The organism is Aeromonas sp. 602396 (assembly GCF_049173735.1).
Taxonomy (GTDB): Bacteria; Pseudomonadota; Gammaproteobacteria; order Enterobacterales; family Aeromonadaceae; genus Aeromonas; species Aeromonas veronii_A.
In genome coordinates this window covers 229,111-246,764 of the sequence record NZ_JAAKSD010000003.1, presented here as the reverse complement: position 1 = coordinate 246,764, position 17,654 = coordinate 229,111, and the positions used below count along the sequence as shown (strand labels likewise).

General features: G+C 54.6%; 17 protein-coding genes. 12 read left to right on the top strand and 5 right to left on the bottom strand.

The window, feature by feature from the left end:
• The first annotated feature begins 157 nt into the window (after positions 1–157).
• Together hutX and hutZ are read left to right on the top strand one after the other, a co-directional pair.
• The gene (gene hutX / locus G5229_RS06650; protein WP_040066748.1) at positions 158–670 is read left to right on the top strand and encodes a heme utilization cystosolic carrier protein HutX; all 513 of its coding nucleotides are present in this window, start codon (positions 158–160) and stop codon (positions 668–670) included.
• Positions 667–1,224 (top strand): heme utilization protein HutZ, encoded by a 558-nt coding sequence (gene hutZ, locus G5229_RS06645; protein WP_005335257.1) that lies wholly within the window; start codon positions 667–669, stop codon positions 1,222–1,224. Before hutX ends, hutZ begins: the two co-directional genes overlap by 4 nt.
• Positions 1,225–1,310: 86 nt before the next feature.
• Here hutZ and G5229_RS06640 read toward each other — a convergent pair whose 3' ends face one another.
• From G5229_RS06640 to G5229_RS06630, 3 genes are read right to left on the bottom strand one after another with little or no spacing between them, the layout of a single operon-like run.
• Positions 1,311–1,694, bottom strand: coding sequence for a hypothetical protein (locus tag G5229_RS06640; RefSeq protein WP_421208839.1), 384 nt, complete (start codon positions 1,692–1,694; stop codon positions 1,311–1,313).
• A gap of 37 nt (positions 1,695–1,731) precedes the next feature.
• Complete coding sequence (locus tag G5229_RS06635; protein ID WP_421208838.1) at positions 1,732–2,286, bottom strand: cysteine hydrolase family protein; 555 nt, start codon at positions 2,284–2,286, stop codon at positions 1,732–1,734.
• Positions 2,287–2,311: 25 nt separating this feature from the next.
• Positions 2,312–3,283: a ChaN family lipoprotein gene (locus G5229_RS06630; protein WP_268012484.1), complete on the bottom strand. Its 972-nt coding sequence runs from the start codon at positions 3,281–3,283 to the stop codon at positions 2,312–2,314.
• 192 nt (positions 3,284–3,475) lie between these two features.
• Here G5229_RS06630 and G5229_RS06625 point away from each other — a divergent pair, with 192 nt between their 5' ends.
• The 10 genes from G5229_RS06625 to G5229_RS06580 all read left to right on the top strand — a co-directional run bounded on the left by G5229_RS06625 (position 3,476) and on the right by G5229_RS06580 (position 16,137).
• Positions 3,476–5,581 carry a TonB-dependent hemoglobin/transferrin/lactoferrin family receptor gene (locus G5229_RS06625; RefSeq protein ID WP_421208837.1) on the top strand — a complete coding sequence of 702 codons (2,106 nt, stop codon included), beginning with the start codon at positions 3,476–3,478 and terminating at the stop codon, positions 5,579–5,581.
• A 306-nt stretch (positions 5,582–5,887) separates the two neighbouring features.
• Entirely contained in the window at positions 5,888–6,598 is a 711-nt protein-coding gene (locus tag G5229_RS06620) for a LuxR family transcriptional regulator (RefSeq protein ID WP_421208836.1), read from the top strand.
• A 229-nt stretch (positions 6,599–6,827) separates the two neighbouring features.
• Positions 6,828–7,346 (top strand): type VI secretion system effector Hcp1, encoded by a 519-nt coding sequence (hcp1, locus tag G5229_RS06615; RefSeq protein ID WP_010634242.1) that lies wholly within the window; start codon positions 6,828–6,830, stop codon positions 7,344–7,346.
• 362 nt (positions 7,347–7,708) lie between these two features.
• Positions 7,709–9,754, top strand: a complete 2,046-nt coding sequence (gene tssI, locus G5229_RS06610; protein ID WP_421208835.1) for a type VI secretion system tip protein TssI/VgrG — start codon at positions 7,709–7,711, stop codon at positions 9,752–9,754.
• Between the two features lie 34 nt (positions 9,755–9,788).
• Positions 9,789–12,431, top strand: coding sequence for a pesticin C-terminus-like muramidase (locus G5229_RS06605; RefSeq protein ID WP_421208834.1), 2,643 nt, complete (start codon positions 9,789–9,791; stop codon positions 12,429–12,431).
• Positions 12,428–12,802, top strand: a complete 375-nt coding sequence (locus G5229_RS06600; RefSeq protein WP_421208833.1) for a lysozyme inhibitor LprI family protein — start codon at positions 12,428–12,430, stop codon at positions 12,800–12,802. Before G5229_RS06605 ends, G5229_RS06600 begins: the two co-directional genes overlap by 4 nt.
• Before the next feature lie 101 nt (positions 12,803–12,903).
• Positions 12,904–13,260 (top strand): hypothetical protein, encoded by a 357-nt coding sequence (locus G5229_RS06595; RefSeq protein ID WP_421208832.1) that lies wholly within the window; start codon positions 12,904–12,906, stop codon positions 13,258–13,260.
• A gap of 154 nt (positions 13,261–13,414) precedes the next feature.
• Positions 13,415–13,708, top strand: coding sequence for a lysozyme inhibitor LprI family protein (locus tag G5229_RS06590; RefSeq protein ID WP_223951286.1), 294 nt, complete (start codon positions 13,415–13,417; stop codon positions 13,706–13,708).
• Positions 13,709–14,182: 474 nt separating this feature from the next.
• On the top strand, positions 14,183–14,581 hold the full coding sequence (locus tag G5229_RS06585; RefSeq protein WP_421208831.1) for a hypothetical protein: 399 nt from the start codon (positions 14,183–14,185) through the stop codon (positions 14,579–14,581).
• Positions 14,582–14,982: 401 nt separating this feature from the next.
• Entirely contained in the window at positions 14,983–16,137 is a 1,155-nt protein-coding gene (locus tag G5229_RS06580) for a 3-phenylpropionate MFS transporter (RefSeq protein WP_421208830.1), read from the top strand.
• A gap of 76 nt (positions 16,138–16,213) precedes the next feature.
• On the opposite strand, the gene G5229_RS06575 is transcribed toward G5229_RS06580, so the two are convergent.
• Both G5229_RS06575 and G5229_RS06570 read right to left on the bottom strand, forming a co-directional pair.
• The gene (locus tag G5229_RS06575; RefSeq protein WP_421208829.1) at positions 16,214–17,431 is read right to left on the bottom strand and encodes a hypothetical protein; all 1,218 of its coding nucleotides are present in this window, start codon (positions 17,429–17,431) and stop codon (positions 16,214–16,216) included.
• Positions 17,432–17,437: 6 nt separating this feature from the next.
• Positions 17,438–17,647 carry a helix-turn-helix domain-containing protein gene (locus tag G5229_RS06570; protein WP_201949611.1) on the bottom strand — a complete coding sequence of 70 codons (210 nt, stop codon included), beginning with the start codon at positions 17,645–17,647 and terminating at the stop codon, positions 17,438–17,440.
• Positions 17,648–17,654 lie beyond the last annotated feature (7 nt).

Genomic DNA, 17,654 nt, shown 5'->3' with positions numbered 1-17,654 from the left:
GGGGTGAATGAAACGGGTGTGCCGCCGAGAATATCAAGGCTTTGGAAAAAATGCACTGATAATGATAGCAATTATCAATTGCATTGATTCCGGTGCTTTATTAGAGTAGCCGCCATGATAAACAGCGGGACGACCTGGTCCCGCAGAGGGAGAAAACATGAGCATTGCACAACGCATTCACGCGCTGCTGGAGCAGGATCCCGGCGCTCATCCGTCCACCCTGGCGGCCCAGCTTGCCATCAGCGAATGGGAGGTGGTTCGCCATCTGCCCGCCGAGCTGGTGACCCTGCTGTCCGCCGATCGCGCACAAGGTCTGCTGGAAGATCTGGCCGACTGGGGCCCGGTGACCACCATCGTCGAATCTGAAGGCTCCATCTTCGAGGTAAAAGCCCCCTTCCCGAAAGGCAAGGACGCACGCGGCTACTACAACCTGATGGGCCGCGACGGTGAGCTGCATGGTCACCTCAAGCTCGACAACGTGGCGGGGATTGCGCTGGTCAGCAAGCTGTTCATGGGCAAGGAGGGGCACTCCTTCCAGTTCTTCGGTCACTCCGGCCGCTGCATTTTCAAGGTCTATCTGGGTCGCGACGAGAAACGCCAGCTGCTGGCCGATCAGGTTACCCGTTTCATGGCGCTGCGCCACAACTCTCAAGAGGAAGTCAAAGCATGAGTGAACGTCAGGAGCGTCTGCAGAACCGCCTGCAACCGGAGATCCGCGAGTTTCGCGACAGCTGCCGTACCCTGCAGCTCGCCACCGTCGATGGCGAAGGCAATCCCAACGCCAGCTATGCCCCGTTTGTGCTGCAGGAAGATGGCTACTATGTGCTGATCTCCGAGATCGCTCGCCACGCCCGCAACCTGCAACAGGTGCCGCGAGTATCCCTGATGCTGATCGAGGATGAGAGCGGTGCCCGCGAGCTGTTTGCCCGCAAGCGCTTGACCTTCGATGCGGTAGCCGAAGTGGTGGCCCGTGACGACGCTCGCTGGAGCAAGGCGGTCGCAGCACTGGAGGGGCGTTTTGGCGAGATCATCAAGGGTCTCTCCAACCTCAAGGATTTCAAACTGTTCCGCCTCAAGCCGGAGCAGGGGCTGTTCGTCAAGGGCTTCGGCCAGGCGTTCGCGGTCTCCGGTGACGAGCTGGTGGATTTCGTCCATCTGGTGGAAGGGCACAAGCGCATCGACAACGGTGCCGAGCTCACCAGCCCGGCCGATGCGCCGGTCTGATAATCCCTGTCGACCACGACAGCCGTTATAACAAAACGGGCAGCCACTGGGCTGCCCGTTTTTATTGCGTTATCTTATCCGCCAGTTCAATCCTGCCAGCTGGCCTTGTTGGGAAAAGCGCGACGATCGGCGTCGGTGGCCGTTTCGTTGCACTCCCCCCGCACCTTCCAGGAGGTCTGGCTCAGCACTATGTAGCCCTGGCGGCAATACTGCTTGGTCGCCAGGGTATCGGTCAGCAGATTCTCCTGCAACGCCTCCCTCTGTTCCAGCAACCGTTGACTCTGGGCCGCCGAGAGGCCGCGCGGCAAGGTGTCGTTGGGCGCGGCTTCAAAGGTGAAGCGCTTGCTCCCCTCCTCGTTTATGTGGGTCAGAAACAGAGGTTCCGGCCCGTCATACTTCTGTCCGGGCAAGCTGGAGCAGGCCGACAGCAGGGGAACAATCAACAACAGGGTGGCAGACAACAGGCGCACGACAGACTCCAGTGAGAAACGAGGCGAGGCTCGCAGATTAGCATGGCTGCAGGGCGGGTGTTACTGCCAGCAGCTCGTCGGTGGTGAGTAGGGTGACATTGCGCCCCTCCGGCAGGCTGAGGTGGCGCCACATCCAGTGATGGTGCTCGGTGATCTGGGCCGCGCTCAGGTGGGGGCGATCGGCGGTGGTGTGACCATCGCTCAACACCAGCACCTCGTACCCATGGGAGGCGGCACTGCGCACCGTGGTATCGACGCAAAAATCGGTGGCGCAGCCACAGAGGATCAGTCGATCGACTGGCTGCTCGGCCAGCAGGAAGGCAAGCTCGGTATCGAGAAAGCTGTCACAGGCTGTCTTGCGCACCCGGCTCTCTCCCTTGGCCGGTTGCAGCGCACTGTGCAACTGCCAACCCGGGGTGCCCGGTTCCAGTTCGGTACCGGGGGGCGAGTCATGCTGGATATAGATGACCCGTCCCTGTTGCTGTCTGACATGGGCCGCAGCCCGATTGATATTGGCCAGCATCTGCTCCTGGCGGTAACGGGGCTCGTTGAACAAGCCTTGCTGCACATCGATGATCAGTAACACATCCATATTTTACCCGCCGTTTCCTGGAAGATTAGGGTTGCAGCCACTGGCTGCAGTCACGACTGCGGGATTGATGCAGCGCGCCCATATCTTGCTTCATCTCGTCACTGTTTTGCCAGCGCTTAGGCAGCGGCATGATGGTTACCTGCACATCGGCTGCGGGATCTGCAACAGAGGTCTCATCTGTACGGGGCACGACCAGCGCCACCTTGAGGGCAGGATTGCGGCTGGCGATGCGACTGGCGAGCCCAAGCCCCCCCTCGACGTGGAAATTGCCGGCGATATGCATGATCTGCTGGCCCGGGTGCTTGGCGAGATAATCCACCATGCTCTCGGCCATGGTGTCGTCCCAACTGGTCTGGGCGGCGAAGCGGCGGGCGTTGCTGTCGGCATCGCCGTGGTGCATGGAGGCCATAAATTTCTGGCGATAGGGGTCATCCCCCAGCGTCAGCTGGCGGGCCAGCTGGCTGCGACGTGTGGCTGGCAGTTTGTCGAGCCACTCAGCCCCCTCCTGACCGACACAGCTCACCAGCGGCTTGGGGGCGTTGGCGGCGATCACCGGCATCCGGTGAGCCTTGGCAAACTCTACCAGCGGGCGGTAGTCGCTCGGATAGTTGGGCCAGGCGTTGCCTTCGCGGATCAAGGCCGCTTCACCAATCTGATTCGCCAGATAGGCATCCAGCGTCTTCTGATCGGCGCGGCTGAACTGCTCCATGGAGAGGGCCAATGGCCGACCGTGCTGCTGACCTGCGGTGTAGAGCCCGCTCAGCAGGCGCGATTGCAACAGATGCACGGCAGGATGGCTGTGCAGCTCGCCCACCAGAATGATGTCGGCGTCGGCAATGCGCGCGATTGCTTGCTCCAGCGTCAGGTCTGCATCTCCCTCGCTACTTAGCCGGTAGTCATAGAGCGTCTGCAACTGTGATGACACGTTTGGCTGGGTTGGGGTGGCACAGGCTGCCAGTAGCAGCGGCAGGGCGAGCAGGGGAAGTCGTCTAATCATGGGATCTCACGGCTGATATGCCCGGATGCCGGTGCATCTCGGGGGCTAATAGAGAATAAGGGCAACACAGGGCGACAGTGTAAAACCAATTTGGTTCAAAACAAATGAGAATGATTTCGTTTCTTGTTGATCTTTGTCGAGAGCCGGGTAATATGCGGCCTGTTTGATAACAGTTCTCAATAAGGATTCGCTGTGACCCATCATAACGCACTCTCTCTGGTTGCCCTCGCCGTGGCGGCCGGTCTCTCCTCCCAGGTCTTTGCTGCCACCCAGAAGGCGGATGAAGTCGTGGTCGTCAGCGGCTCACGGATGGAGCAAAAACTGGAAGATGTCTCCGGCCCCATCTCGGTGATCACCGCCAAGCAGATTGAAGAGCAGGTCGTCACCAACGTCGCCGACCTGTTCCGCTACGAATCCGGTGTGACCGTGCTCGGCGGTCAGGGGGATGCGCAGACCTTCATCATCCGCGGCATGGGTGAAAACCGGGTCAAGGTGGTGCGCGACGGTGTGCGCCAGAACGATGCTTACAGCAAGGGCGGTGTTGGCCAGAGCTACTTCGATACCGACATGATCAAGCAGGTAGAAGTGGCAAAGGGGCCGGCGTCTGCCGCCTACGGCTCCGATGCGCTGGGTGGCGTGATTGCCATCACCACCAAGGATGCCAGCGACTTCCTCAAGGGCAAGGATAGTTATCTGGATGTGACCAGCGGTTACGCCTCCAGCAGCCACCAGAAGATGGCGGGCTTTACCGGCGCCTTGCGCACTGGTGAAGTGGAGAACCTGCTGCGCTACACCTGGCGCGATGGCGGTGTGACCCAGAATTTCGACTCCACCAAAAACGACTTCGATATCGGTACCCACGCCCTGCTGCTCAAGAGCAAGTGGAACCTCTCCGATGAGCAGTTCCTCAAGCTGACCGTTGACTACCTGACCGATGGCGAGGAGCCGGATGCGGTCAAGCTCAACAAGGTCGGTACCGGTACTGCCCGTGTCTTTGATCAGCCCATCACCGACAAGCAGACCGACAACCTCTCTGTGGTGCTGGATCACGGCATCGCGCTGAATCAAGGCTGGGCTGATCGGATGGATAGCAAGGTCTACTTCGCCCGCACCAAGCAGACGCTGGATCAGTACGCCTCATCCAAGTATCCGGTCAGCCCCGGCAACCCCTATGTGACCAAAAACTCGCTGGATCACAACGTGTTCGATCAGAAGAACATCGGCGCCCAGCTGCAGTTCCACAAGGCGGTCGCCAACCACCGCCTGGCCTGGGGGGCTGAATACGAGCACACCGACAACGAACGTACCCGTTACAAGGGGCCGACGACCCCCGGTGATTTTGTCGGCTACAACGAGCTGAGTTTCCCGGCTACCACCAGCGAGCGCAGCGCCCTGTGGGCCTTTGACGAGATCAAGTTTGGCGAGCGCTGGGTGCTGACCCCAGGTGCCCGTTATGACTACTACCGGATGACTCCGGACAACGATCCGGCCTACACAGGCGACAAGCTGCACAAGTTCTCGGAAGGGGAGTTGTCACCCAAGCTGGGTCTGGTGTTCAAGGCCCACGAGGCGGCCAACCTGTTCGCCCAGTACAGCCACGGCTTCAAGGCCCCCATGTATGACAGCGCCTTCTCCACCCTGAACCATCAGGCTTACGGCTATCGCATCGAGCCCAACCCGAACCTCAATCCGGAGAGCAGCGACGGCATCGATCTTGGCGTGCGTGGCAGCAGCAACGGCTTCAGCTATGAAGTAGCCAGCTTCTACAACAAGTTCGAAGACTTCATCGAGATGGTGGAAGTGGGCAAAGAGGGGCGCACCGCCGTCTACCAGTACCAGAACCTGAGCAAGGCGACCACCAAAGGGGTCGAAGCCAAGGCGGATTACTGGCTCAACGACATCGTCAATGTCTGGGGCAACCTCGCCTACATCGAAGGCAAGGATGGGGATGGCAACTACATCAACAGCTTGAGCCCGCTCAACGGCTCCGTCGGTGTGCGTCTGGAACAGTCCCAGTGGAACTTCAATACCGCGCTGCGCTTTGCTGACGACATGGACAAAGTCCGTAAAGACAGCAAAGGCAACGATTACGTGAAGAGCGCCGGTTGGGGTGTGGTGGATATGTACGCCCAGTTCAACCCGATGACCGACCTGCAGCTCAACGTCGGGGTCTTCAACCTGTTTGACAAGGAGTACACCAGCTACGAGCGCATCGCCGGTCGTGCCGAGGGCTCCGATAACAGCATGATGACCGAACCGGGCCGCAACCTGAGTGCACGGGTCAAATACGTATTCTAAAAAGACAACACACGCAGTGATCTCGGGCTGTTGCCCGCACCGGATCCCCGCCCTGACAGGCGGGGATTTTTTATACATGTAGCCAGGTGTGAGGTGACCCGCTCACACCATGTTATTCATTGGCTTCGCCTTTTTCTTTGTGTTGGCGAGATATTATGCTATTTGATTTATTGTTAATGACATTTGGTAATTATTTACAACGGGTGTGCCTAGCTTTTGACTTCGACATCGAACTTTTTCCTCGACACCGCCGACGCTCTTGAGCTGATTACCCGCTTCAATGAGGCCTCTGACGAGCAGACCATAGTGGCCCTGCTGCGTACCCTTAGCCAGCAGATGGGTTTTGACCACTTCCGGCTGGGATTCATCTTTCCCAGTTCGATTCAGCGACCTGACGTGAGGATTTTCAACGGCTGTCCTGCCGAATGGGTACAGACCTATGACAAAAAGCGTTTCTTTACGTTAGATCCCGTTGTACGCAAAGGGATGAGCCAGAGTACCCCTATCCTCTGGGCCAACCTGATCACCGAGTGTTGCGATCAACAAGATATGGCGGGGCTTGAGGTGATGTTGCAGGCCCATGAGATGGGATTGCGCGACGGGATCACGATTCCCTGGCACGGGCCGAATGGCCATGTTGGCTTGTTGTCATTGATCACACGCACTACACGAACTGAGCATCAGTGGCTGACGGCTGCTCCCTTTTTAAGCTGGCTGGCGGTGCATGTCTTCGAGGCTGTGGCCCGTGTTTGTCTTGCCGTGAAGCTTCCTCAGGAAGAACTGACCCTACGGGAGCTGGAGGTGTGCCAGTGGGCTGCCGAAGGCAAGCAAGTGAGTGATATTGCCCAGATCCTGGGGATCAAGCCCAGAACCGTCACTTTCCATCTTGAACGGATAGCGGAGAAGCTGGGGGCAAGCAGCAAAAATCAGGCGATATCATGGGCGCTGATGCAGGGTATTGTCAGACTGAACATTGACACGGCACAGATTGAAAATGTGGATGATGACAGTGCATGATGCTGTATAACGCAAAAAATTGCTCATCACACAGATAAAATCACTTAAAATGACAGTTTTGCCAGTGAGTTTGATGATATTGCGCAATTTATTGCATATGAAGGAATCGTGCGAGAATTGTCTTTTATTTAACTAATTGAAAAATAAGAATAAAAATAAGTGGCATGGTCGCTGCTAAAGGGTTGGTTGAGTGCTATCTCGTTTAACCAACTTATTTAGGAGCATACACATGCCAACTCCATGTTATATCAGCATCGAAGGTAAAACCCAGGGCAATATCACCGCCGGAGCCTTCACCTCTGACTCAGTCGGCAACATCTTCGTGCAAGGCCACGAAGACGAGATGCTGGTACAAGAGTTCCAGCACGTTGTCACCGTCCCGACCGACCCGCAATCCGGTCAGCCTGCCGGTCAGCGTGTCCACAAGCCGTTCAAGTTCACCGTCGCCCTGAACAAAGCCGTGCCGCTGATGTACAACGCGCTGGCTTCCGGCGAAATGCTGCCGAAAGTGACCCTGAAGTGGTATCGCACCTCCGTTGAGGGCAAGCAGGAGCACTTCTTCTCTACCGTGCTGACCGATGCCACTATCGTTGACATCGACTGCCAGATGCCCCACTGCCAGGACCCGGCGAAGTCTGACTTCACCCAGCTTATCCAGGTCTCCATGGCTTACCGCAAGATTGACTGGGAGCACACCGTTGCCGGTACTTCCGGTGCGGACGACTGGCGCGCCCCCATCGAGGCGTAAGCCTTGCTTCGGTACTTTGGTATTCCTTGTAAGTAGTAATGTGTCTTTGAGCCGGTTGTTCAACCGGCTTCTTGTACTGTGCATTTTCTCCAGCCTGGCCAACGGGTTGGCTGGAGCTTTTCTGTTTTGCCATCCCCCTGCTGGGGTTTTATGCCCTGCGAGTGAGCGCGGAGGGATGGCAAAGCACTAAAGGGGGTCCTGTGATGCAGACCCGAACCGCTCGTAACCTGTTAACCCCCTTGTCTTTGGTGCCCTTGCGGCACCTGAGAGGGCGGTAGCGTGGCTGCGCGGCGAGGGCGTGTATGGGCGCGAGAGTTGGCAAGGGCTCAGGCACAGCTTGGCCGTGACAAGAGGGGAAAGCCATGGCTAATCAAACCGGATTGCAATTTACCGTCAAGGTGGGGGAGTTGCCCGAGAGCACCTTCGTGGTGGCCAGTTTCCAGCTGGATGAGGGGCTGAATCGGCCGTTCAATCTGCAGCTGGAGGTGGCAAGTAGCCAGCCTGATGTCGACTTTGGCGCCGTGCTGGACCAGCCGAGCGAGCTGATGGTGTGGTACAACGGCGAGTTGCAGCGTCGGGTCTGCGGGGTAGTGAGCGAGTTTGCCCAAGGGGACAGCGGCTTTCGCCGTACCCGCTATCAGCTGCAAGTCAAACCTGCCCTGTGGCGATTGGGGCTGCGCCAGAACTCACGCATCTTTCAGGCGCAAAAGCCCGATGAAATCCTCAGTATCCTGCTGCAAGAACACGGCATTACTGACTACGCCTTTGCGCTCAAGAACGAGCACGCCCAGCGGGAATACTGCGTGCAGTATCGCGAGACCGACCTCGATTTCGTGAACCGCCTCGCTGCCGAAGAGGGCTTGTTCTACTTCCACGAATTTGAGCAAGGCAAACACCGCATCGTCTTTGCTGACGATGCTGCCGCCCTGACCGCTGGCCCCGAGCTTTTCTTCAACCTCGGCAACCGCTCGCTGGAACAAGGGCCCTATGTGCGCCAGTTCCACTACCGCGAGGCGGTGCGCCCCTCGGATGTGGAGCTCAAAGACTACAGCTTCAACACCCCGGCCTATGGCCTCTCCCACAAAAAGCAGGGCGCGGAGCTCGACCATCAGCGCGATACCTACCAGCATTTTGACTACCCGGGCCGCTACAAACAGGACGGCAGCGGCAAGGCCTTTGCCCAGCACCGGCTTGATGCGCTGCGCAATGACGCGGTAGCGTGCAGTGGCAAATCCAACAGTGCAGCGCTGTTGCCGGGGCAGCACTTTTCATTGACCGAACATCCGAACGGCAGCCTCAACACCGACTGGCAAATCGTCCATATTCGCCACACCGGTGAGCAGCCCCAAGCGCTGGAAGAAGAGGGCGGCAGCGGTCCCACCGTCTACCACAACGAATTTGGCGTAGTGAAGGCGAGCACCACCTGGCGCGCCCGCATCGGCAGCCCCGAGGCACCCTACAAGCCGATGGTGGACGGCCCGCAAATCGCTATCGTGGTGGGCCCCGACGGGGAGGAGATTTACTGCGACGAGCACGGGCGGGTGAAACTGCAATTCCCGTGGGACAGATATGGCAGCTCCAACGACCAGAGCTCCTGCTGGGTGCGAGTCTCGCAAGGCTGGGCCGGTGGTCAGTACGGCATGATGGCGATTCCGCGCATCGGCCACGAAGTTATCGTCTCGTTTCTGGAAGGAGACCCCGACCAGCCTATCGTGACGGGCCGTACCTACCACGCCACCAACCGGCCGCCGTATGAGTTGCCCGCCAACAAGACCCGCACCGTGCTGCGTACCGAGACCCATCAAGGCGAGGGTTTCAACGAGCTGCGTTTTGAAGACCAGGCGGGGCAGGAAGAGATTTATATCCACGGTCAGAAAGACCTGAATGTGCTGATAGAGAACGATGCCGCCTGGCACATCAAGCATGACCAACACACCGACATCGACTTTGATCGGGTGACCCGCATCAAGGCCAATGACCACCTGACGGTGGAAGGTGAGAAGCGTGACCAGATCAAGGCGGACTATTCGCTGACGGTGGATACCTCCCTGCACCAGAAACTGGGTCAATCCCTGTTGGTGGAAGCGGGTGAAGAGGTGCATATCAAGGTGGGTGACAAGTTGGTGCTGGAGGCGGGCTCAGAGATCACCCTCAAGGGGGGTGGCAGCTTTGTCAAAGTTGACCCGAGCGGCATCAAGCTGGTCGGCCCCGCCATCAAACTCAATGCCGGAGGCTGCCCGGGAGCTGGCTCTGGCTGGGCTGGTCAGGCTCCCGTTATTCCCAAAGGGGTTGAGGTGGTCAAAGCTCCGGAACTGGTTGAACTGGTCAAGGCGATTGCCACCGAGAAGGCGATGGAGGCGTTGCTCAAGGCGCTGGAGCCCGATAGCGATTATCAGCCCTCTGCTTGATGTTCGACGAATAACTTAGGATTGAATGATAAAGATGAAAATCGTCTATCCCATGCAACTGGCGGGTGAAAATGGCTCCAGCGAGATTGCATCCCTCGATGAATTTATCAAGAAGATCAATGGTCTCAAGAGCGGTACCTTCCCGATAGGCCGTAACCGCATTTGGCACGGTGGTATCCATTTCAGTAAAAGCGGAGGCTGGCACCCGAGCGGAGCAGTGCGCGCGATTGCTGACGGGGAGATTGTGGCCTACCGACTGGCGACCAAACCGGCCAAGGCAACCCGCAGCCCCGAAGCAGGAAAGCCAGGAGACGATATTGAGCTACATACCTCCCCTTCGTTTTGTCTGGTTCGTCATCGCTACGAAGGCGGAGAGCAGAACAAGAATCGCCTGACGTTCTACAGCCTCTACATGCACATCGCCTGCGAGAACAGCTACAACAGTCCCGAGGCGGCGCGAGTTACCGTCAAGGGCTCAGGTGTCTCCACCTATGAACCGGTGGCGCAGGGAGACCCCCTAAAGCTGACACGCCGACTGTCGGGCAGTAGTCCTGTGTATGCCAAAACAGGTGCTGAGGTGAAGTTGCTCCAGCAAACCCCGAGCAACCTGCTCAACCACAGGGATGAAGCCCACAATTATTTTCTGGTGCACTACGTCGATGAACCGAACAGCCCGTTCTATATCGCACAGAGCCAGTTACAGCATGAATATCCGCAAAAGCCGACGTGGATGACCCCACCAGAAGGCAAACCGGCCCGCCACAAGGTCCCGAGTAATACATGGTTACGTAAAACTGCTGACACCACAGTGGGTAGCATGGGGCTGCCTGCTGGCAGTGAGGTGGTGGTATCCACTGAGCCACCACAGATGGTGAACCTCAATGGCGGCACGACAGAGTTTCGTAAAGTACAGGTGTTCAAGACGGGCAGCGGCACAGTCAAAGACAGTGCGAATCAGGTGATGACCAATGCTGGCAAAGGTGCCGTTGGCTGGCTGGCAAAAAGCAAGATGGGGGCCGGACTGCCCGCTGAACCGAGTACCCCGGTCGAATTCAAAGACGATGCGCCGGTTGTTAACCGCAGCGCAAATCCGATACCGGTGCAGGCCGGAGAGATCATCGGTCATTGGGGGGAGCATGAGCTAGCCACTGCCAGTGCCAGCGGTTTCGAGAAAGACGCCGACAGCAAAGCCGTGCACTTTGAGGTGTTTGTGTCAGAGAGCGACAAACAGGCGCTTAAAGATTGCATCAATAACAAGGCGCGGGTCACCGGTGGCCAAGGCTACCTGCTAGTAAAGAAAGAGGTCACTACCTATCGTCTAACCAGCGATAGCCAACATGGTTTTCACGAGGTTGCCAATTTTGGGCCGCTGGTCTTACCGTTGGCGGTGAAAGAGTCTGATATTGTTACTCATGGTGCCAACAATTTTGTGAAAGTGCGTGAGCGGACTACTGCGGACGGGGAGTTGCCTGGCGAGTTCGTATTGAAGGGCGGTGATGTCGAAGTCATCAGTCAGCACGACTGGCACCAGCTGGGCGTCAAGCTGGTCGATGGTAGCAGCGATGAAGATGGCTTTTTAGATAAGGCAGATACCGAGAGTGAAGATCCGCAGCAGAAAGAGGCGAGCAAATTTTTTAGTACCCTCTATGACAAGCTGGTGACAGACAGGGACAATAATGGCACCCTGAGCGGCAATGACATCAAGGCCGTGCTGGCCGATGAGGAGCTGGCGGGCAAGTTGCGCATGTTGTTTATCAAGCACAAAAGCGAATGGGTAAAACCGGGGGATTGGCCGCGTCTCAAGCAGGAGTTGGCTGACCAGCCGAAGCTCTATGAGTATGCGATGCAGGTACACCGCAATATGGCGTGGGTGGAAGATGCCAGCGCGATATTGGGTGATACCAAACCTTGGTTTATTCATCCGGCAGGGATGATGGGGTTGGTGGCTGAGCCTATCTCTGATGATGAAATGGATGAAAAATGGCTCACTGTACCCAAAGGACAGCTCACATTTGATGCTGAAGGGAACGATGTTGATACGAGTATGTATTTTTCAAGACATCCACATGTTCCAAATAATAGAGGGGTTGTGATTGGTGCGTCTGGTGTTACTTATGGAAGGGGGCTTGATCTGGGCCAAATATCAATTGGCGAGCTGAACAAGTTAACAACGGCTATTTCTAATAATTGCAAACCGCTATCAAGTTCCATGTTGCATTGGCTCACTGGTGCAGTTGGTCTTCAGCGGAAGGCTGCATATGATTATACTATAGCAATAAATAACGTTGTTCCCAGAAATGAACAGACCCTTACGAGAAAGCAGCAGCACTATTTGTTCAATGAAATCTATCTAAAGTTAGAAGCTATTGCTAAAAGAACGATCGAAAATCCGAAGGGGACTCGCACAAGAGCTGCTCCAAATGGTATTGATTTAGATCCGGAAAGAATGATTTCATGGCTTGCACTTCCTCAAAACATAAAGGATTTGCTCATTGACCTCACTTTTAGAGGGGATAATCGTCCTAGTACTAGAGAATTTTTCATACCCGATCTCGTCGAGAGCATAAAAAATAACGATGAGTTTTCAGCTTTTAAAGAAAATATAAAAAGTAACAGGTGGAAAGAAACTTATAATGTTCCACTCGATAGACATCAAAGAAGGTGTAACTATTTATGATTATACTAGGATATTTTTTTGCATCATCGATAGCAATGTTTGATGCAAGACAATGCGAAAACCTTGACTTAACAGCTAGATTTAAGTGTGTTGAAACTTTGTATAATAAATCAGATGCAGAGCTAAATAAGGTTTACCAAAATCTTTTTTCATATTTACAGAATGATTATGAAGGAATCGGTGAGCCTAGAACAAAATACTTGAAGTTGGCTCAACGTGATTGGATTAAGTTTCGTGATTCTAGTTGTAATTTTGAAAATCCACAAGGCATGGGCTCTGGAGGAGAGGGTTTTGGTGTGGAATACTTAACCTGTCAACTCAAAAAGACTGTAGACAGAATAGATTATTTAAATGGTTTTTTACCAGAGTAAATGCATCTATCTGTGATGTAATTTAACTTGACTAAATGCAGGGGTGAATTGAGTTCCAGCCTTGCTGATTATGAGTTACTTACAGTTTTTGTGGTGTAAAAATGGAAAAACATTCTATTTTATTTTTGAGCGTTTTTTTAGCTAACCAATACGCTGTTGCTAGTAGTGATTGTAACAATTCGTCGGGAATGCATCAGGAAATGGTTTCCTGTGTTCAAAAGCAAACGGCAAAATATGAAAGCAATTTAAAAAACATCATTTCTTCAAAGTCTAGTGATTATGGCTTTTCGAAAAATTTTTACGATAAACAACGGCTTGCTATCCATGAAAAATGTATGCTTTATTCAAACATTGGTGGTCAGCGTGGTGAGTTGTTAATGGTTCAGTGTGAATTAGATAGTGTCAAAAATTTAAATGAGTACATCAACCAATATGTTGATGATGTGAATAATAGTTAACTTCTTTGTGTAAATTAAAGAGGGGCCTTTGAGAAAGGCTCCTCTTATTTCTTCATTAGAGACAAAAATACGCCGATTACATCAAGAATAATCCCACCTTGAGCCAATATGAGCCTGGGCGTAACAGAGCTAAATATCTAACTGGAGAATAACTGTGAAAAGACTATCTTTTGCTCTTTTTTTTATATCATTGAGTGTATTTTCAAACACAGATCGTAATTGTGATATCTCTGCGCCATCTACCAATCTTGCTGCTTGTTATGAAAGTAAATCAAAACAAGCTGATGCTGAGTTAAACAAAACATATAATAATTTAAAATCTACATTGTTATCTAGCGGTTATGATAAGCAATCTAAAGAAAAATACTGGAGTCAACTGGTTCAATCCCAAAGATATTGGATTAAGCATCAGAGATGCTCAGTGTTACGCGAGGGGAGCTTTTTTTGAAGACAGTTCTATTGCTCAACTGATAGAAATTAAAAAATGCCTTATGAATGTAACAAAGGAAAGAGTGTTTTTTTTGAATAATGAGATTCAATTAATTCATGATTTACCTTGATAGGCAAGACTGATGGCCAAGGACGGCTCTGCATCAGTTTTATGCCCATCAGATGGTTGTGTAGCATATATTTACAAAACAACATATTAGGCAAAAAATATAGATGGAAGTGGCCTGTCCAAGTCGCTTATTTAATTTGAACGGTAGTTATCCAGTAACAAATTCAGTCCAGGCATCCATCATGAGGAGGCGTTGAACCAGTAAGTCCGTACGGTGGGGAAATCTGGGAACCCAATATTTTTGACTCTGCTAGATACTCAACCATGTACTCCGCAGGAGATGGGTGAAAAGTGGTATGGACGGCTTTGTCGAGATTGGCGAGGTTTTGTTGGGCAGAGTATTATAACTATAGAATAACTTAAATGAATAAATATTTGGTCTTGGTTTTTATTCTGTTTTCTTCTATTTGTTGTGCTGAAGATGTCGGCGTAGACTATCGCTGCTTTGTTAGTACAGATGGTAAAATTAAAATGCGAATGATGTGGGCCTCCACTGCGGGTTGGGTTGGAGGATATGTTCAATATGGGAAAAATAAAGATAAAATAACTATAGTTCAAGTGAATTCTGAAGAAGAGGCGAATGACGAAGGTCGACCATATGCTGTTAATAGTGACTGGGTTGAAATAATTGATGGCAAAGTTAATGGGCGGTATCACTTTAGTTACCAGGGTGCTAACTTTGACAATGTTTTTTATATAAATGCTAAAGGAAAGAAGTTTGATTTCTCTCAGGCATTGGAAAATTACGAGGATTGTTTTTGATTGCCGTGGTTGTGAAATAGTGAGTGTATAGATCTAGTTATCACCTAACACCGGCTTAACGCCGGTGTTTTTTATCGCTACAAATAGTTTTGGTGCAGGATAGTTCGAAGATTTGTTGTGTCCAGATGATTTTTCGTGGTGAGGATGGATTTAAATTTGAATCCGAGATGTAGATCCTGGTTATGAAGAAAAGTGATTAGGGGACAAAAAAGAAACCCGCCATGGGCGGGTGGAAGGATTGCAACACTAACCAGGAGGAGGTGTTACCAGGTAGACCCCACCTCTTCGGTAATAGTTCAATTTTATTGAATTTTTTTCGTTTTCTGCGCAGGGTTTCCATCGGGATCTGCGGGGGAGGATGGGTTATCATTCTGCTCCCGTCATCCGGTTGCAGAGGATCTATGCCCGCGTTTTCCTGGTTAGCGCTCTTTTTCGGCGCCTTCTATTTTGTCTACGGTGCTTACTTGCCGTTCTGGTCGCTCTGGCTGGAGGGGGTGGGCGTCAGCGCCGAGATGATCGGTCTCCTGCTGGGGGCGGGGATGGCGATCCGTTTTGCCGGCAACCTGATGGTGATGGGGCAGATCAAGGGGGCAGGGCATCTGCTGCCAGTTACCCGCTTGCTCTCCCTGCTCAGTCTACTGGCGTTTCTCGGCTTCTACCTCAGTCATAACCTCTGGTGGCTGGTGGGCTTGACTCTACTGGCGAACTTTATCTATCCGACCCTGATGCCGGTGGGTGAGGCGCTGGCGACCCGCATGGTGGTGCAGGCTCACCTCGATTACGGCAAGGTGCGGCTATGCGGTTCCTTTGCCTTTATCGTCGCCTCTACTCTGGTGGGGGCGCTGGTGGGCAACTTCGGTAGTGACTGGATTTTGCACACCATGGTGGCGGGGCTGGTGCTGATGCTGCTGCTCAGCTGGCTGCCGCTCTATCCGGCGCCACAGGATAGTCAGGGCGAGCGCGCCAAGGCGTCCTTGCTGGCAACCCTGCGCAGCGCACCGGTGCGCCGTTTCCTGCTGCTGACAGCTTTGCTGCAGGGGAGCCACGCCGCTTATTACGGTTTCAGCGCAATCTACTGGAAGGCGCAAGGATATAGCGGCACCATCATCGGCTATCTCTGGGCGCTCGGAGTGGTGGCGGAGATCTGTATGTTTGCCGCCGACAAGCGTTTCTTGCAGCGCTTTGGCGCCCAGAGTCTCTTTATCGCCGGTGCCATCGGTTGTGTGGTGCGCTGGGTATTGCTGGGTGCCTCGACCGAGCTATGGGTGTTGGTGCTGGGGCAACTGCTCCACGCGGTGACGTTCGGCATGAGTCATCTCGGGGCGGTGCGTTTTATGACTCGCCAGCTGCCCGCCGAGCAGTTGATCCCGACCCAGGCGCTCTATGCGGCCCTTGGCCTCGGCATGACGGTGGCGGCCCTGATGGCTGTCTGCGGCGTGCTGTTCGAGCCACTTGGCGGCGGCATCTTCTTCCTGATGGTGCTGGTGGTGTTGCCGGTGTTCTTCCTGCGGCTGCGCCCCTTTGCGCCCTCTGCGCAGGAGAGGGCTCTAGCCTGATATTTGTCTATTTGAATCATCACCTAACAAAAGGGAGAGCCACGGCTCTCCCTTTTTCGTTGTCGCGGTTGCGCTGTTACTGCTGCTCGCCCAGATAGAGGCGGCTGAGGCGGCGCCAGGTGTTCGAGCCGATGGTGCCGGCAAGTAGTTCATTGGAGGCGGCATCAAAGCGACTATCCGGCAGCCAGCCCAGTTGGGGCAGCAGTTGGGCCAGCGTCACGTCATTGTGTTGCAGCTCCCGCTCCAGCGCTTCCCAGAAGGCGCTCCCCTTGACGTAAAAGAGCGGGTAGTAGGAGCGATCGCCAGCCATCACCTCGCGGGCCGCCCGATAGAGACCGCTATCGCTATGGGGCAGCTGTTTGCCCCACTCGGCCAGCTCGTTGACCGCCGTGACTTGATGCAGCCGAAAGCGGCGTAGCGCCTTGATGGCGAGGTACTCGGCGAGGCTCTCGTTGACCCAGGTGGGTTGTGGAGCAGAGTGGCGAGCGCTCAGGATATGCACCGCCTCGTGGGCCGAGGTGCGCAGCAGGCGCAAGGGGGCCTGTGGCGTCGGTTTGCCAGCCTCGGTGGGGTAGTTGGCGACAAACACCTGATCTCCGGCGGTGCCGCCGAGAGAGCGGGTCGCCACATCCCGCCCCAGCCACACCAGTTGCCACGGGTGAGTGGGTGGATCCACATCGAGCTGGAAGGCCAGATAGTCGATGATCTCATTCAGTTGCTGCTGCAAGGCCGGCAGATCGAGCTGATTGGCGGTCTCGTCATGGCTCAGCACCAGCCGCGGATCCGGCTTGGTGACGGGCACAGTTTGCAGACCAAATGGCAAGATCAGCGGTGGCTGGTTGACATCCGGTAACGGTTGGCAGCTGCCATCCGGCAGACATACCTTCCCTTGGCGGCTCCCCTGCTGGCGCACAAAGTTACCCCATTCGGTCAATAGCCACTGGTTGGGAGCGAACAGAAGCGACTGTTGGGCCGAGGCATCCGCACCCACTGTCGGAGCCGGTGTGAGCGTGATCTGCCAGCCAACCTCTTTGCAGGAGAAGGGCTGGTTGAGGGCAACCGGCTGGTTGTCTGCAAGGCAGACCAGCGCGGGGGAAACCGGCGTGGCACTGCCCGGCAACTGACGAGCGGGGAGCAGGGTAAAAGGGGGCTTGCCCTGCATGGTGAGGCGCACTTGCAGCACATTGGCGCTGGCGCCCCGCTCGATAAGATAGCGGGGGCCGCTCGCGTCATTGCCAGCGCAGGCCCACAGCGGCAGCAGCCACAGGGCAAACAGGGTGATATGACGACTCATAAGGGGTTAGTGCTCCTGCTCGTAGCCCAGCAGATCGCCGGGCTGGCAATTGAGTTCACGGCAGATGGCCTCCAGAGTGGAGAAGCGCACCGCCTTGGCGTGGCCATTCTTGAGGATCGAGAGGTTGGCCTCGGTGATGTCGATGCGCTGGGCCAGTTCGCGGGCGGTCATTTTGCGCTCGGCCAGCAGGGCATCGAGGCGGATGATAATGGGCATATGTTCC

Bases quoted from the DNA above. Each gene is read 5' to 3' on its own strand.
- hutX (WP_040066748.1), top strand. From the start codon at position 158: ATGAGCATTGCACAACGCATTCACGCGCTGCTGGAGCAGGATCCCGGC.
- hutZ (WP_005335257.1), top strand. From the start codon at position 667: ATGAGTGAACGTCAGGAGCGTCTGCAGAACCGCCTGCAACCGGAGATC.
- G5229_RS06635 (WP_421208838.1), bottom strand. From the start codon at position 2,286: ATGGATGTGTTACTGATCATCGATGTGCAGCAAGGCTTGTTCAACGAG.
- G5229_RS06630 (WP_268012484.1), bottom strand. From the start codon at position 3,283: ATGATTAGACGACTTCCCCTGCTCGCCCTGCCGCTGCTACTGGCAGCC.
- hcp1 (WP_010634242.1), top strand. From the start codon at position 6,828: ATGCCAACTCCATGTTATATCAGCATCGAAGGTAAAACCCAGGGCAAT.
- tssI (WP_421208835.1), top strand. From the start codon at position 7,709: ATGGCTAATCAAACCGGATTGCAATTTACCGTCAAGGTGGGGGAGTTG.
- G5229_RS06605 (WP_421208834.1), top strand. From the start codon at position 9,789: ATGAAAATCGTCTATCCCATGCAACTGGCGGGTGAAAATGGCTCCAGC.
- G5229_RS06600 (WP_421208833.1), top strand. From the start codon at position 12,428: ATGATTATACTAGGATATTTTTTTGCATCATCGATAGCAATGTTTGAT.
- G5229_RS06595 (WP_421208832.1), top strand. From the start codon at position 12,904: ATGGAAAAACATTCTATTTTATTTTTGAGCGTTTTTTTAGCTAACCAA.
- G5229_RS06585 (WP_421208831.1), top strand. From the start codon at position 14,183: ATGAATAAATATTTGGTCTTGGTTTTTATTCTGTTTTCTTCTATTTGT.
- G5229_RS06580 (WP_421208830.1), top strand. From the start codon at position 14,983: ATGCCCGCGTTTTCCTGGTTAGCGCTCTTTTTCGGCGCCTTCTATTTT.
- G5229_RS06575 (WP_421208829.1), bottom strand. From the start codon at position 17,431: ATGAGTCGTCATATCACCCTGTTTGCCCTGTGGCTGCTGCCGCTGTGG.
- G5229_RS06570 (WP_201949611.1), bottom strand. From the start codon at position 17,647: ATGCCCATTATCATCCGCCTCGATGCCCTGCTGGCCGAGCGCAAAATG.